At 43.9% G+C, this 15,725-nt stretch carries 10 protein-coding genes; 5 read left to right on the forward strand and 5 right to left on the reverse strand.

What is annotated here, in order from left to right; all coding sequences use genetic code 11:
* Positions 1-62: 62 nt before the first annotated feature.
* The 4 genes from A3CY_RS0117740 to A3CY_RS0117755 all read left to right on the forward strand — a co-directional run bounded on the left by A3CY_RS0117740 (position 63) and on the right by A3CY_RS0117755 (position 7,135).
* The gene (locus A3CY_RS0117740; RefSeq protein ID WP_018339293.1) at positions 63-1,220 is read left to right on the forward strand and encodes a FecR family protein; all 1,158 of its coding nucleotides are present in this window, start codon (positions 63-65) and stop codon (positions 1,218-1,220) included.
* 139 nt (positions 1,221-1,359) lie between these two features.
* Positions 1,360-4,833 (forward strand): SusC/RagA family TonB-linked outer membrane protein, encoded by a 3,474-nt coding sequence (locus A3CY_RS0117745; protein WP_018339294.1) that lies wholly within the window; start codon positions 1,360-1,362, stop codon positions 4,831-4,833.
* 11 nt (positions 4,834-4,844) lie between these two features.
* Positions 4,845-6,326 (forward strand): RagB/SusD family nutrient uptake outer membrane protein, encoded by a 1,482-nt coding sequence (locus A3CY_RS0117750; RefSeq protein WP_026207825.1) that lies wholly within the window; start codon positions 4,845-4,847, stop codon positions 6,324-6,326.
* A gap of 2 nt (positions 6,327-6,328) precedes the next feature.
* A complete protein-coding gene (locus A3CY_RS0117755; RefSeq protein ID WP_018339296.1) occupies positions 6,329-7,135 on the forward strand; it encodes a hypothetical protein in 807 nt (268 codons plus the stop codon).
* A 79-nt stretch (positions 7,136-7,214) separates the two neighbouring features.
* Here A3CY_RS0117755 and A3CY_RS0117760 read toward each other — a convergent pair whose 3' ends face one another.
* The 5 genes from A3CY_RS0117760 to A3CY_RS0117780 are packed head-to-tail and all read right to left on the reverse strand — an operon-like array spanning position 7,215 to position 12,786.
* On the reverse strand, positions 7,215-9,836 hold the full coding sequence (locus A3CY_RS0117760; RefSeq protein WP_026207827.1) for a valine--tRNA ligase: 2,622 nt from the start codon (positions 9,834-9,836) through the stop codon (positions 7,215-7,217).
* 58 nt (positions 9,837-9,894) lie between these two features.
* Entirely contained in the window at positions 9,895-10,737 is an 843-nt protein-coding gene (locus A3CY_RS0117765) for a zinc ribbon domain-containing protein (protein WP_018339298.1), read from the reverse strand.
* A 3-nt stretch (positions 10,738-10,740) separates the two neighbouring features.
* The gene (locus A3CY_RS0117770) at positions 10,741-11,526 is read right to left on the reverse strand and encodes a Nif3-like dinuclear metal center hexameric protein (RefSeq protein ID WP_018339299.1); all 786 of its coding nucleotides are present in this window, start codon (positions 11,524-11,526) and stop codon (positions 10,741-10,743) included.
* 20 nt (positions 11,527-11,546) lie between these two features.
* Positions 11,547-11,882, reverse strand: coding sequence for a MerR family transcriptional regulator (locus A3CY_RS0117775; protein WP_205619924.1), 336 nt, complete (start codon positions 11,880-11,882; stop codon positions 11,547-11,549).
* Between the two features lie 13 nt (positions 11,883-11,895).
* Positions 11,896-12,786: a M23 family metallopeptidase gene (locus A3CY_RS0117780; protein WP_240388183.1), complete on the reverse strand. Its 891-nt coding sequence runs from the start codon at positions 12,784-12,786 to the stop codon at positions 11,896-11,898.
* Positions 12,787-13,030: 244 nt separating this feature from the next.
* Between A3CY_RS0117780 and alaS the strand changes: the two genes are divergently transcribed.
* Positions 13,031-15,658, forward strand: a complete 2,628-nt coding sequence (alaS, locus tag A3CY_RS0117785; RefSeq protein WP_026207828.1) for an alanine--tRNA ligase — start codon at positions 13,031-13,033, stop codon at positions 15,656-15,658.
* Positions 15,659-15,725 lie beyond the last annotated feature (67 nt).

Genomic DNA, 15,725 nt, shown 5'->3' on the forward strand with positions numbered 1-15,725 from the left:
TTATTTTTCTTGTCATACCAAATTTGGTTTCGTGCATCTTGATATAAAAATAATGCACGAAAATGGACCAGAATTTTAAACGGTTTGTAGATTTATTCAGGAAAGCTCTTTCCGGGTCGCTGACGAAAGATGAACAAGAGGAATTTGATGTCTTGTTGCAAGATCCGGTGATACATGAGGTTTATCTGGAAATGCAGGATGCGGATTATTTAGCGGAAAGGTTGGCTCCTTATTTACTGTTTCCTTCGGAGAAGGCTTATCGAAAATTTGAACATCGCTTCGGGAAAAAATATGTTGCACGCAGATTATTTACGCGTTGGTCGGTTGCTGCCACGATACTTATTTTGATCGGTGTTGCTGTCGGGGTTCAGTCAACTCGTGAAAAGGAGATGCAGAAAATCGAAATCCCGGGGAATACAATTATTTCTCCCGGGATACCGCAGGCGCAGTTGAAACTGGCGGATGGTCGGAAGATTGCGGTTACGCATGTAAACGAAGGGAAAATCAATGAACAGGGAGGGACGCTCATTCAATTTGAAGAAGGGAAGTTGACTTATCATCATGCGGGACAAACAGCGTCGACTATCGTGTATAACGAGTTATCTGTGCCTCTTGGTGGAGAATGTTATGTCGTGCTGGAAGATGGTTCCAAGGTATGGATTAATGCCGGGAGTGTGCTGAAGTACCCAACTTGTTTCGGCGATACGATTCGGGAAATTTATTTAGAGGGAGAGGCTTATTTTGAAATAGAAAAGAATACCCGTCCTTTTGTGGTACATTCGGGGTTAGGTGACGTGAGAGTGTTAGGGACAGCTTTTGGAATCACTGCATACCCCGAGGAAAATATGTTGACCACGCTTGTAAGCGGGGAAGTTGCTTTTGAACAAAATCAGCGGGAGTCCTTGACGATAACACCGGGAGAGCAGATTGTGGCTTACCTGTCGGGTAAGATTGAGCGGAAGACGGTGGAACCGGAAGAGTACGTGGGATGGAAAAGCGGTATATATGTTTTTAAAGATCGAAAGCTGGAAGAGATCATGTTGAATTTGGAGAGATGGTATAATGTAAAAGTTTTTTATCAATCCCAACAAATGAAAGACGTGCGTTTCACGGGTAACGTGGAACGATATAATACGATCAACGCTTTTATGCAAATTTTGGAAGGAACAGGAGATGTGAAATATAGGATAAACGGTAATACGGTTATCTTGTATCAATAAAAAAACACGGATACCAGACCTAGGAAATTTGTTATCCGTGTTATAAATTTATTACTAACTAATACTTTACAAAGCTATGAAAAAAAAGCTATTGCCGAGGTTAAGATGCTTTATCAAGTGTAAAAAAAAGATCTTATTGATGATGAAATTGAATGTAGTCTTTTTGTTCTTGTTTAGTTTAAACATTTTTGCAGATGTTCAAGCTCAGGACAAGGTGTCATTAAAGCTGGAAAATGCGACGCTCGAGGAGTTTATTAATGCCGTGAAAAAGCAGGCAGGTGTTCGGTTTCTTTATAACTCCGGGGTGGTGCAAAACTCGGGGACGTTGTCAATAGAGGTGAAGGATGAATTGATAGCTTCCGTGCTGGAGAAAGTGTTGCCGACATTCTCGCTGGAATACAAGATTATCAACAACGTGATCGTGTTGAAACGCAAAGGAGAAGCGGGATGGATGACCGAGGAGGAGAAAGAAGTGATCAAGGGGAAAGTCGTTGACACGAAAGGAACACCGATCCCCGGGGTTACGGTTTTGTTGAAAGGTACGACATGGGGAACGTCGACGAATGAGGAGGGCGTGTTTTCACTGGAATTTAAGGGGAAGGTCGATACCTTGATTGTGTCGTTTATCGGAATGAAAACCCGGTACGTGAAATTGGAGAAGGGGAAAAAAGAGTATTCTATCATCATGGAAGAGGATGTGCAGATGATGGATGAAGTCGTGGTTACCACCGGATACCAGCGGTTTAGCAAGCGGGAATTGGCTAGTTCTATCGTCACTTTGAAGGCTGAAGATGTGGTGGTTGCCGGGGCAATGACAATAGACCAGATGTTGCAGGGAAAGGTGCCGGGAATGTCGGTTACTTTAACTTCCGGAGAACCGAGTGCTACCCCGAAGATCCGTATCCGCGGTACTTCCACGATAGCCGGAAATAAAGCTCCGGTTTGGGTTATTGACGGGGTGCCTCAAGAAAACCCTTTGCCTTTTAATGCTTCCGATATAAACGGTCCTGACGCAGAGTACCTGATTGGTAATGGTGTTGCCGGGTTGAACCCGCAGGATATCGAGTCGATCAATGTCCTTAAGGATGCTTCCGCGACGGCAATTTACGGGGTAAAGGCTGCCAACGGGGTCATCGTGATTACCACGAAGAGAGGGAAGAAGGGAAAGCCGATGGTGGCTTTTAATTCTAATTTCTCCGTGAACCAACGTCCTTCTTACAGGCGGCTGAATCTGATGAACTCTCAGGAACGGGTAAAGTTGTCTCAGGAGATTATCGAACATGGGTTACGTTATAAGCGAATGCCGAAAAGGATTGGTTACGAGGGGATTGTCATGGATTTGTATGACAAGAAAATTACCCCGCAGGAATTCGAGAAGCAAGCTCGGGTGCTGGAAAAGAGAAATACGGATTGGTTTGATATTCTTTTCCGCAATTCTTTGTATCAGGATTATAGCTTGAGCGTGTCGGGAGGCGGAGATCATAATAGTTACTATATTTCCTTGGGTTATAATAATAGCCGGGGTGCGGCAATCGGTTCCGACAGCGAGAGGTACACGGCAATGTTGAAAATATTGAATGATATTACGCCTTGGTTACGAGCTTCTTTCAAGATCAGTGGTTCTATATCGGATAATAAGGGTTTCTACCAGGTGAATCCGCAAGATTATGCTTACCACACTTCACGGGTGATTCCTTTGTATGACGAGGAGGGAGATTTGTTTTTCTATAATAAAGGGGGAACCACGGATAGACCGGAGTCGTTCAACGTGCTGAATGAATTGAACGAGACCGGATCGAAGGGGCATACGGAAGAATTCGGTTTGCAGTTGAATCTGGATGTTGATTTGTACAGGGGATTGAAATATCGGGGATTGTTCTCGTATGCCACTTCAAATGCCCGCACGGAGAATCATGCAACAGAGCGATCTTATTATATCGCCCATATTCGTGGGTCGGATTTAGGTTTCTATCCTCCTTTTAGTGATGATGAGAATAAATCCAAATTGCCTTATGGTGGAGAACTTTCATACGGGCACACGAACAATCACACGATGTTGTTTCAAAACGGATTGGAATATAATCGGGTGTTTAATGATAAACATTCGTTACGGGGGTTGTTTATTCAAGAGATATCGATTAAAAATTATAAAGGTCATTCTGCGAGGGCTTACGGTTATGATAATGAAGGGGGAGAGCGGGTTACATGGCCGAATCTGGACAACGAGAGGGTGAGGGATTTTATTCAAAGTAGCGCTTACACGAATATTACCGACCGGGAAACCAGAATCGTTTCTTTTATCGGTTCGGTGGATTATTCTTACGAGAATCGTTATATCCTCAATGCGAATATCCGTTCGGACGGTTCGAACAAGTTCGGAACGAACCCGAAATATCGTTTTCTGCCAGTATGGTCTGTTTCCGGAAAGTGGAATATTAACCGGGAGAATTTTTTGAAGGATATAGATTGGTTGACTCACTTGGCTTTGAAAGCGTCCTATGGTATCCAGGGAAATATTAATGATGATTCTTCACCGGATTTGATCGTGAGATTGGAGGGGCGGCATGAAGTGTCGCAATTGAAATATTCTACCTTACAGCAATTGCCTAATCCTGACCTTAGGTGGGAGAAAACGAAATCCGTGAACGTGGGCTTGGAGTTCGAGTTCCTTGACCGATTTTCCGGGGTGGTGGAGTATTACAACAAGAGGAGTAAAGATTTGATTATGAATAAAGAGGTGTCTATGGCAACGGGGCGCAATTACGTGAAGATTAATTCCGGTACCATGGATAACAAGGGTATCGAGGGTATGGTGTCCTGCGATATTATCCAGAATAAAACTTGGAAATGGAATGTACGTTTAAATGCAGCCTATAATGAGAACAAGATTATAAAATCGCAATTACCGGAGTCTACTTCCGACGAGTTGGCGAAAGACATGATTAAGGGGAATATTACGACGGAAGGAACTGCGGTAGGGACTTTTTATTCTTTGGATTTCGTGCGGTTGAGCGAGACAAACGGATACCCCCTGTTCCGGGATAAGGAGGGCAATGAGGCGTATGATATTGATTACACGACGGCTGCCCTGGTGAAAAGCGGGAATTTTAACCCGAACGTGACCGGAGGTTTTGATACTTATTTGACATATAAAGGTCTTAGCCTGTCTATCGGTTTGTCATTCGGGTTGGGAGGAAAAAGCCGTTTGCCGGCTTTGTATGGAGAGATGAGAGCCGTGTTTGACCCGGTGGAGAATGTGACCACGGAAGTTGCCCGGAGATGGAAACAGCCGGGGGACGAGGCGAGGACTAAAATACCGGCTTTGTATGATGAAAGGATATCGGAAGGGTATAGTTTTCAGACCTATTACGATCAGACGGATATACGGGTAGCCAAAACGGACTTTTTGCGATTGCGTTTGATTTCTTTGAGTTATGCGGTTCCCTCTCATATTGTGAATCGGATTTATCTGAAAGGGCTTACGGTTCGTTTCCAGGCTAATAATGTGGCTGTTTGGGCTCCTAAGGCTTGGCATAATCTTGATCCGGAAACGCCTTCCGCAAATATACCTGTACTTCCTAATTATAGCTTCGGCTTGAATTTAACTTTTTAACGTGTAGTGCTATGAGAAAGATTATTATATTTTTAGGAGTTGTTTTATCTGTTTTGTTCGTGAGTTGCGACCGATTTCTTGAGCATTCGGATAAAGACTTGATTATTCCGGAAACCGCAGAGCAATACCGGCAATTACTTATCGGGGAGGGGTATCCTCATGCTTTCCAGACAGACGTGGCATACATGAAGTTGATGGATGATGACATTGAAATCTGGTACGGGAGTAAGGATAAGGAGCAAACTTCGGACGTGCAGGCTATGAAGGGTGTCTTTACTTGGCAGAGAGATCTCGAGGAGGAGATGAATAGCATGGACGGAGCCTATCCGGCAAGGTATAAGAATATTTTGGGATGTAATTTGATTATTAATGACAGGGAGAGGATTGAGGGGCACGAGGAAGATGTGAATCTGCTTGTCGCCCAAGCCTTGACCTTGAGGGCTTACAATTATTTCTGTCTGGTCAATTGGTATGCGAAGCCTTATGACAAATCTACTGCGGATTCCGATCCGGGGGTATGTGTCTGGTTGGATACGAAGCCTTCTATGGAACGGTTGTACCGGGAGAGCGTTGCGAAGGTTTACGAATTGATCCATGACGATATTACGCAGGCATTGGAGTTGTTCAAGAATGCGTCGGTTCCGGATAATAAATTCGAGATCACTCGTGAAGCGGCTTTGCTTTTGGCTTCTCGGGTGGCGTTGTACCAGGAAAATTGGGTGGACGTGAAGAAGTATGGGGAACAGGTGTTGAACGTGGTGCCGTCATTGTATGATTTGAAAGGCGGTGAAATTACGTTTGGCGAGACCTCTTTTTCTTTTATCGATCCGTTAAAGAATCCGGAGATACTTTTCAATTTCGGAGATCTCAGAACTTCATATAAGTATATATATAGTATAAAGGGAAATACTGCCGGACCGTTCTTTCAGGTATCCCGTTTTTCGGATGATGCTTTGTTGAAATTGTTTGATATGGATAACGATTTGAGGATGAAAGCATTTTTTGGCGAGGAAGGCTACCAGTACGAGCCGATTAAGTTTTCAAGATCGCCTTCTTCCGGCACGGGTGAAGCGTGGCGCGTGGCAGAGGTCTATTTGAATCTGGCGGAAGCTTATGTCCGGGATGAGAACGAACCGGATTTGGGACGAGCCGTGGAATTGATAAATGAGATCAGAAAGAATCGAATCGTGGGTTATCAGGATGTGCGGGCTGAAGATTATGATGTAACGACTTTTTTGCCTGTGATTTATGAAGAGCGACGGAAAGAATTGTGCTTCGAAGAAACTCATCGTTGGTGGGATCTTCGGCGGCAGGGGATGCCCGAGTTGAAACATGTGTTGATTAGCAGGGGCGGGGTGGAAGAAACGTTCATGTTGGAGTGCGGAGATATGGGGTATGTTTTAGAGATTCCCCGGAAAGAGCGAGAATATAATACGGCGATGGAACTGAATCGCCGTCCTGAAAGAAGATCGGTAGAAACAAATATTGAATAGTTATGAGGAAGATTATATATTTAGTTATTTGCATGTTTGCCGTGCAAGCTTGTTCGGAAGACAGTATTACTCCCGAACTGGATTTCGACGTGAACCCGGAACTTTCCACGTCCACGTCGTTGGATAAGAAAATATCGGATTTTTACCGGAAGTACGATACGTATATTGTTTATAATTATTCGAAAGAGGATATTAATTGGAACTGGGATTCGTATCGCCATTACGTGTATTCTTTCCCGGAGAATGCTGAATATGCGGAGAAGTTGCTGGATTTTATAGAAACGAAGTTTTTAAGCGGTTTTGCGGATGATATCTTGAAAAAATATCTTCCTTACCGTATCTATCTGGCAGATACATTGTGGGAAACAAGTAGTAAGAAAACACAGCGTTATGCTTTGGAGGGGGTAAATTATTTTGTTTTCGGTGGCGCAAGTGAGAAAAATTTCCCGGCGGAAAAGAATCAAAGAGCTGCCGTGCAGGAGTGGCATGAATGTTTTGCCAGTAGTTTGATCGCTAAGACGACAGAAACTCCGGAGAAGTTTTGGTCTGTGAGTACTTATTTGCGGGAAGCTATTAGAACCGATCAAGAAATGTATGAACGCGGTTACGTTTGGCGAAATCGTATTTTGCCTCCCTCAAAAGAAGAAGATTTCTTTAAATGGGTGGCATGGTTTGGCGGAACGACGAAGGAAGCGGCAATGGAACTATGCAATCAGTATCCTCTTATGAAGAAAAAGTACGCTTATCTTGTAGAGTATTATAAAGAAACTTTTGATATCGATCTGGAAGGAATACATTGGAAAGAATGATTTTTTTCACAATAGTGTAAAAAAGCCCCCGAAATCTTTATTTAAAGTTCTCGGGGACTTTTGGTTGTTTCCTATTTATTTATAGTTCTGCCAATTGCTGTTCGATCGCCTTGATTTTAGCTTCGGCATCGGCTTGTTTTTTGCGTTCGTTCTCGATGACTTGTGCGGGAGCGCCGCTCATGAATTTCTCGTTACTTAGTTTTTTCATAACGGAGTTCAGAAAGCCTTGAGCGTAAGCTAGGTCTGCCTCGAGTTTGACTCTCTTTTCTTCGGTGTTGACTTCACCCACGGCGGGGATAAAGTATTCTACCGTGTTGCTGATAAAGCTCCAGGCTCCTTTTACGGTGTCGTCTACCATCTCAATATCGCTGATGTTACCCATTTTGCTGATTACGGATTCAAAGCGTAACGGGTAACGGTCATTGTTTTTTATTCTAAACGAGATTGCATCTTTGAAGGCAACATTGTTTTGTTTCCGAATCGTACGGATTCCAGCGATAACTTCTTTGGTGTTTTCAAATTCACTCAGGAAATTCTCGTCATAATTGCCGGGTTGAGGTTGCACGGAAACCATGATACTTTCGCCATCTTTCCGTTCACGTAGGTTCTGCCAGATCTCTTCCGTGATAAACGGCATGAAGGGATGGAGCAATTGCAGCATTTCTTCAAAGAGATAAATCGTTTTCTCGTAAGTAGTCCGGTCGATGGGTTGCTCGAACCCAGGCTTGATGATCTCTAACAGCCAGGATGAGAACTCGTCGCGGAATCCGGTGTACACGGTCATGAGTGCTTCCGACAAACGGTATTGGTCGAACTGGTTGTTCAACGTTTCCTTGCTCTTGTTGAGATATTGCTCAAACCATTCGAGTGCTAGTTTGGAATGTTGCGGTTGTTCGATGTCTGCCACTTGCCAGTTACTTACCAAGCGGAAAGCATTCCATATTTTGGTCGTGAAATTGCGTCCCTGTTCCGGCAGGCTTTCGTCGAATAACAAGTCGCCTCCCGCGGGAGCACACAATAGCATTCCTACACGCACGCCGTCTGCACCATACTGGTTGATGAGGTCGATCGGGTCGGGTGAATTCCCAAGGGATTTGGACATTTTGCGATGTAATTTATCGCGCACGATACCCGTCAGGTAAAGATTCTCGAAGGGTTTTTCGTGCCTGTATTCGTAACCAGCCATAATCATGCGTGCCATCCAAAAGAAAAGGATATCCGGTCCCGAAACCAAGTCGGTTGTCGGGTAATAGTAGTTAATATCCTCGTTGTCCGGTTCCAAAATACCATTGAACACGGAGATTGGCCATAACCAGGAGGAGAACCAAGTATCGAGACAATCTTCATCCTGGCGCAATTGATCTGCAGTGATGTCTTTACCGAATTTTTCTTTTACTTGCTTAACAGCTTCTTCTTTATTGTTGGCTACGACATAATCATTGCTATTCGGAAGGTAGAATACTGGAATTTGGTGTCCCCACCACAATTGACGGCTGATGCACCAGTCTTTCACGTTCTCCATCCAGTAGCGATAGGTGTTCTTGAATTTTGGCGGAGTCAGGCGGATGGCGTCGTTCATCACGGCATCCAATGCCGGTTTTGCCAAATCTTTCATCTTCAGGAACCACTGCATGGAGAGCTTCGGTTCGATCACCACGTTGGTGCGTTCCGAGTAGCCTACTTTATTGTTGTAATCCTCGATCTTTACCAGATTGCCCGCTTGTTCCAGTGCCGGGATGATTTCTTCACGAACGACAAAACGGTCTTTGCCTACAAAAAGTTGGGCATTCTCGTTTAATGTACCATCGTCATTAAATATGTCGATAGATTCAAGATGATGTTTGAATCCGATTTCATAGTCGTTAATATCATGTGCTGGCGTGATTTTCAACGCTCCGGTTCCGAATTCCATGTCCACGTATTCGTCCTGAATGATCGGGATAACCCGGTTTACAAGCGGAACGATGCATTTTTTGCCTGCCAGATGGCGGAAACGTTCATCGTTAGGGTTCACGCACACGGCGCTATCCCCGAGGATGGTTTCCGGTCGGGTGGTGGCGATGGTAATATACTCGTCGTTAGAGCCTTCTATTTTGTAACGAAGGTAATACAGCTTGCTGTGTTCTTCCTTATAGATTACTTCTTCATCGGATACGGCTGTTTTGGCAGCCGGGTCCCAGTTTACCATGCGGATACCCCGGTAGATCAATCCTTTGTTGTAAAGGTCGACAAATACTCGGATCACGCTTTCTGAACGGATTTCGTCCATGGTGAAGCATGTTCTGTCCCAATCGCAGGATGCCCCGAGACGTTTCAACTGTTCAAGGATGATTCCCCCGTGTTTTTCTGTCCATGCCCAAGCATGTTTCAGAAACTCTTCCCGAGTGAGATCCCGTTTCTCGATGCCTTCGCTTTTCAGTTTGGCAACCACTTTGGCTTCCGTGGCGATAGAGGCGTGGTCGGTTCCGGGAACCCAACAAGCATTCTTTCCTTGCAAGCGAGCCCGTCTGACGAGTACATCCTGTATCGTGTTGTTCAACATATGTCCCATGTGCAGGACTCCCGTGACGTTAGGCGGGGGAATAACAATACAATACGGAGTTCTCTTTTTATCAACCACAGAATGGAAAAAACGATGTTCCATCCAGTATTGATACCATTTCTCTTCGCTCTTTTGCGGATCGTAGTTTGTTGGAATCATTTTGAGTAAAATTAAAATTTTAGATTCTAAAAAGGCTGCTTGATGAGCAGCCTTGTTTTTATTCTTCTGATTTTCTAATCCTTCTTCCTTTTTTCTTTTGTGCATCAAGAAGGGCGTCAAGGTCTGCTTTTTGTTGCGAGCCGTCGTAGTCACAGATATATTTATCGATGAGGATACGACCACAGTATTCACAGACGATGATTTTTTTCCGGGAACGAATATCCAGTTGTCTTTGTGGCGGAATCTTGTTGAAACATCCACCGCAAGCGTCACGATCCACGGTTACAACGGCAAGACCGTTGCGGGCGTTGGAACGGATACGGCGATAAGCTGTCAACAGACGATCATCGATCGTGGCAGCCAATTCTTCCGACTTTACTTTCAGGGCTTCTTCGTCTTTGTGAGTTTCGTTGACAATGTCGTTCAACTCACCTTTTTTGGCTTCAAGGTCAGAAACTTTCTCTTCATAACGTTTCTTGGATTCCTCCATGAGAGTCTCTTTTTCTGTTTTAGCCTTTGTCGCTTCCCGGATTCTTTTTTCTTGTAATTCGATTTCGAGTTTTTGAAACTCGATTTCCTTGCTTAACGCATCGTATTCACGGTTGTTACGCACGTTGTCAAGTTGTTCGCTATATTTTTTTATAGACTCTTCCGCTTTCTTGATTTCTTGCTTCCTCGTGGAGGTTGTTTTATCAAGTTCGCTTAGTTCAGCCTTCAAGTTTTCGATACGTGTTTCTAGCCCCGCGATCTCATCCTCAAGGTCTTGAACTTCCAAAGGCAATTCTCCTCGAAGAGTCTTGATTTTGTCGATCTCGGTGTCAATTCGTTGTAATTCATACAGGTTCTGCAGTTTCTCTTCAACTGTCAGTTCTTGCATTTTCTCATTGTTATTCGTCACCATATATTATAAGTACTTAATCGGATTTGTATTTATCTCTGAAAACTGAACCGCAAAGGTAGATATTTTTTTTGTAAGTATCTCATAAAATATCTCTTTTGTGAATTGTTCGCTTTCATAATGTCCTATGTCTGCTATCATAATACGGTTTTCCGTGAGGAAAAAATCGTGGTATTTGAAATCGCCGGAGATGTAAATATCCGCGGAATTTGCCAATGCCCGGTAGAAAAAGGAAGCTCCTGCTCCCCCACAGACGGCAACCCTGCGAATCGTCGACATATGAGGCTGCGTATAGCGTAACCGGTCACAATGGAATACCTCTTTTACTTGTTGCAGGAATGTCATGCTTTCGATCGGAGTATCGAGTTCCCCTATAATGCCGAATCCATTGCCTTCCGATGGATCGCCTTCCGGTTGTAGAATTTGCCTGTTGTTCAGGTGAAGTTTGTCTGCCATGCGTCCGCTGACCCCGTTGGCAACGACGTCCATATTGGTGTGGGCGGCATAAATCGTGATGTCGTGTTTGATGGCAGAGATCACGCAACGTTCCACGTAAGTGGCGGGAGTGATGTGTTTCAGCCCGCTGAAAATAAGCGGATGGTGCGAGATGATTAAATTGTGCCCGTGGGCAATTGCCTCGTTCACTACTTCCTCCGTCACGTCGATGCATAGAAGTACGGAAGTTAATTCTCGCTCGGGATCCCCGCAAAGTAGTCCGGAATTGTCAAAACTCGCTTGGAATTTTAGTGGGGCATATTCTTCTATCAGCGAAATTATTTCTTTGATGTACATGGTCGGAGCTTATAAAATTATTACGGTAACTGGTTCTTGATGGACAGTAATTCTTCTTTTATGTTCTTCAAGTGTTTCACGACTTCGAAGTGAAGTTCCGTTTCTTCTTTACGATTCTTCAATTGTTGCTGTGCTCCTTTCAAAGTCATCCCTTTTTCTTTCACTAGGTGATAGATGAGGTGAAAGTTGTCGATATCCGCTTTTGTGAATTGGCGGTTCCCTTTCTTGTTTTTGTGAGGTTTGATTACATCAAATTCTTTTTCCCAAAACCGGATGAGGGAGGTATTGACTCCAAACATTTCGGCTACTTCCCCGATAGAGTAATACAGTTTTAATGATTCTTCTTCCACCATAATAATTGAAAATAAGTTAGTCCATGCTTTGTCCTGTGTTGTTTGCTATTTCTACCAATTTCTCGAACTCATCCGGGGTTAAGTCATTAAAGTAGAAATTAATCGGGTCTATGGGTTTGTCGTTTTTCCTAACTTCATAATGCAAGTGAGGCCCGGTGGAAAGACCTGTGTTACCGAGGTAACCGATAACGTCGCCTCGCTTGACTTTCTGTCCTTTCTTCACGAGTATTTTTTCCATGTGGGCATACATGGTTTTATAGCTGAAACCATGATCGATGATAACATGGCGACCGTATCCTTTATCGAATTGGCTTTCTGTAACCACTCCGTTGCCGGTGGCGTAAATTGGGGTTCCGATGGCTCCGGTGAAATCCATGCCGGCATGGAATTTCGGCGTTTTATATATGGGATGCATCCGGTAACCGAATGAAGAACTTACTTGATGTGTCGTTTTTTCTTTTAATGATACGGGCAAGATAGCCGGGATAGAGGCTAGCATTTCGATTTTGTTCTTGGCTAGGCTTTCGATAGCATCAAAAGATTTGCTTTGAACGAAAAGAGCTTTTGACAGTTCATCAATCTTTTTAGTTGTTCCGACGATGAGGTCTGCATTGTCAAGATGTTTTAAATGCTCGTATTGGTCGACACCTCCTGAACCGGCACGCCGGATGGAGGAAGGAATAGGTTCGGTTTCAAAGATAACCCTGTAAATATTGTCATCCCTTGCTTCCACATCTTTTAATATGTTGTCCAAATATTCGACTTTGTTGCTTAAAAGGCTGTATTGTGTAAGGACTTCTTCGTATTTGCGTTTTAGTTGTTTCTCTTTCGGGGAATCGATGAAAGCATACACGAGGTATAGCATTACGATTGCCAGCGAGAAACTAGAGAAGAATTTTTTGACCAACCGCCAGATTTTTTTCTTTAAAGTTGATTCTATTTTATCAAAAGATAATGTGTCCGAATTAAAATGATACCCTGCTTTCCGCATAGTTATTCAATAAAAAATAGTATTTGCGATGCAAAGTTAAAGAAATAATCTAAATTTGCAACTTGGAAAAACAGGTAATCGATATGATTACATGATATTTCCGTTTGAATGTGAGAAGAAACATTCGTTGTTTTACGTGGATTTACTAAATAGAGAATGTATGAAGTCGGCAGAGATCAGACAGAAATTTTTAGATTTTTTTGAGAAGAAATCACATACAATAGTACCTTCGGCACCGATGGTTATCAAGGGTGACCCAACCCTGATGTTTACAAATGCCGGAATGAATCAATTTAAAGATATTATACTAGGTAATGTTCGTCCGAAAGCGACCCGGGTGGCGGATTCGCAAAAGTGCCTGCGGGTGTCGGGAAAGCACAATGACCTGGAAGAAGTGGGGCATGATACCTATCATCACACGATGTTCGAGATGCTGGGGAACTGGTCTTTCGGTGATTATTTTAAGAAAGAGGCGATTGCTTATGCGTGGGAATTTCTGACCGGTGAAATGAAATTGGATAAAGACCGCTTGTATGCCACTGTTTTCGAGGGAAGCCAGGATGACCATTTGGATGCCGATAATGAGGCGTTGGAATATTGGTTGCAATATTTGCCTAAAGAGCAGATTCTGTATGGGAATAAGAAAGATAATTTCTGGGAAATGGGGGATATGGGACCTTGTGGCCCTTGTTCTGAAATACATATAGATTTGCGCCCGGAAGCAGAACGTAAAATAAAGTCGGGGCGTGATCTCGTGAATAAGGATAATCCTTTGGTAATTGAGATATGGAACCTTGTCTTTATGCAGTACAACCGGAAGGCGGACGGGAGTTTGGAGAATCTGCCGAGCCATCATGTGGATACGGGTATGGGATTTGAGCGGTTGTGTATGGCGGTACAAGGAAAAACGTCTAATTATGATACAGATGTATTTACTCCGATTATCGGGGAAATAGCCCGGTTGAGCGGAAAGGAATATGGCAAGGACAGTGCGGCAGACGTGGCAATGCGTGTGATTGCCGACCATTTACGTACGATAGCTTTCTCCATCACTGACGGACAATTGCCGTCGAACGTGAAAGCCGGATACGTGATTCGCCGTATCCTGCGTAGGGCTGTGCGTTATGCTTATACTTTCTTGGATCAGAAAGAAGCTTTTATGTATAAGCTGGTTCCGGTGTTGATCGAGGTCATGGGGCAACATTATCCCGAATTGATAGCACAAAAGGTGTTGATTGAACGGGTAATTCAGGAGGAAGAAAATGCTTTCTTGCGTACCCTGGATAAGGGTATCAAGTTATTGGATAAGATTATAGAAAAGACTAAGGCAGAAGATTATCTGACCGTGCCGGGTAACGTGGCTTTTGAATTGTACGATACTTATGGTTTCCCGTTGGACTTGACAGAATTAATCTTGAAAGAGAACGGATTGGTAGTGAACCGCCGGGAATTTAAGGCGGAGATGGAAGCCCAAAAGGAGCGTTCTCGTTCTGCTGCAGCAGTGAATACGGATGACTGGGTGGAATTGATCGCTGACGATACCCAAGAATTCGTGGGATACGATTACACGGAAACGGAAGTGCAGATCACTCGTTACCGGCGGGTGAGTGCGAAAGGAAAAACTTTCTATCAGGTGATATTTAATATTACTCCTTTCTATGGCGAGAGCGGGGGACAGGTTGGAGACCGGGGGTGGTTGATTTCCGAAACCGAGAAAATTGATATTTTAGACACGCAGAAAGAAAACGGGTTGACGATGCATCTCATGGATCGCTTGCCCGAGGATTTGACGCAGGTGTTCACGGCTAAGGTTGATTTGGATAAGCGAATTGCGACAGAAAATAACCATACATCGACTCACTTATTGCATTATGCTTTAAGAAAAGTCTTGGGAACTCACGTGGAGCAAAAGGGATCGTTCGTGAGCGATGAGTACTTGCGGTTTGACTTCTCGCATTTCCAAAAGGTGACGGATGAGGAATTGGAAAAAGTAGCCGCAATCGTGAACCAGGAGATTCGCAAGAACTATCCGCTGGAAGAAAATCGTGCAATTCCGATTGGTCAGGCAAAGAAAATGGGAGCGATGGCAATATTTGGAGAGAAGTATGGAGACCTGGTACGTGTGGTGAAATTTGGGGAATCTGTGGAATTGTGTGGAGGTACACATGCCCATGCCACAGGGCAAATCGGCTTCTTCAAGATTATTTCGGAAAGTTCCGTGTCTGCGGGAGTACGTCGTATCGAGGCGATCACTGCAGCTAAGGCTGAGAACTATATCTTAAATACGTTTAAGATGTTGAAGGAGATGGATAGTATGTTTAAGTCCAATCGCGGGATACTGGAAAATATTAAGGCGTTGATCGACGAGAATGAAGGGTTGAAGAAAGATGTAGAGAAGTTTACCAGTGAGAGTTTGAAGATATTGAAAGAAGGTTTGAAGAACGAAAAGCGGGTGATCCGGGACATTAACCTGATCGTTCGGACGGTTGGAATGGCTCCGGCAGCCGCGAAAGATATTGCTTTCCAATTGAAAGGAGAGTTGAATAATCTGATTCTTGTGCTGGGAGGCGTATTTAACGGGAAACCACACTTGACGGTGATGATTGCTGATGCGCTAGTGAAGGATTATGGTTTGCACGCCGGGCAGATCGTGAAGGATGCCGCGGTGGAAATGCGAGGTGGAGGAGGTGGTCAGCCATTCTTCGCTACAGCAGGCGGATCAGATCCGGATGGGGTGGCTCGGGCACTTGAAAGAGCCGAAAAATTAATTTTGGACAAAATTAATTAGAGTTTGGTATAAAATTTGTGCAAGGAATTCCGTATATAGATAAAATTTTATACATTTGTTTTGTGAA

This window comes from Butyricimonas synergistica DSM 23225 (assembly GCF_000379665.1).
GTDB lineage: Bacteria > Bacteroidota > Bacteroidia > Bacteroidales > Marinifilaceae > Butyricimonas > Butyricimonas synergistica.

Excerpts from the sequence above, each read along its gene's own strand:
- A3CY_RS0117740 (WP_018339293.1), top strand. The coding sequence starts at position 63 with ATGGACCAGAATTTTAAACGGTTTGTAGATTTATTCAGGAAAGCTCTT.
- A3CY_RS0117745 (WP_018339294.1), top strand. The coding sequence starts at position 1,360 with ATGATGAAATTGAATGTAGTCTTTTTGTTCTTGTTTAGTTTAAACATT.
- A3CY_RS0117750 (WP_026207825.1), top strand. The coding sequence starts at position 4,845 with ATGAGAAAGATTATTATATTTTTAGGAGTTGTTTTATCTGTTTTGTTC.
- A3CY_RS0117755 (WP_018339296.1), top strand. The coding sequence starts at position 6,329 with ATGAGGAAGATTATATATTTAGTTATTTGCATGTTTGCCGTGCAAGCT.
- A3CY_RS0117760 (WP_026207827.1), bottom strand. The coding sequence starts at position 9,836 with ATGATTCCAACAAACTACGATCCGCAAAAGAGCGAAGAGAAATGGTAT.
- A3CY_RS0117765 (WP_018339298.1), bottom strand. The coding sequence starts at position 10,737 with ATGGTGACGAATAACAATGAGAAAATGCAAGAACTGACAGTTGAAGAG.
- A3CY_RS0117770 (WP_018339299.1), bottom strand. The coding sequence starts at position 11,526 with ATGTACATCAAAGAAATAATTTCGCTGATAGAAGAATATGCCCCACTA.
- alaS (WP_026207828.1), top strand. The coding sequence starts at position 13,031 with ATGAAGTCGGCAGAGATCAGACAGAAATTTTTAGATTTTTTTGAGAAG.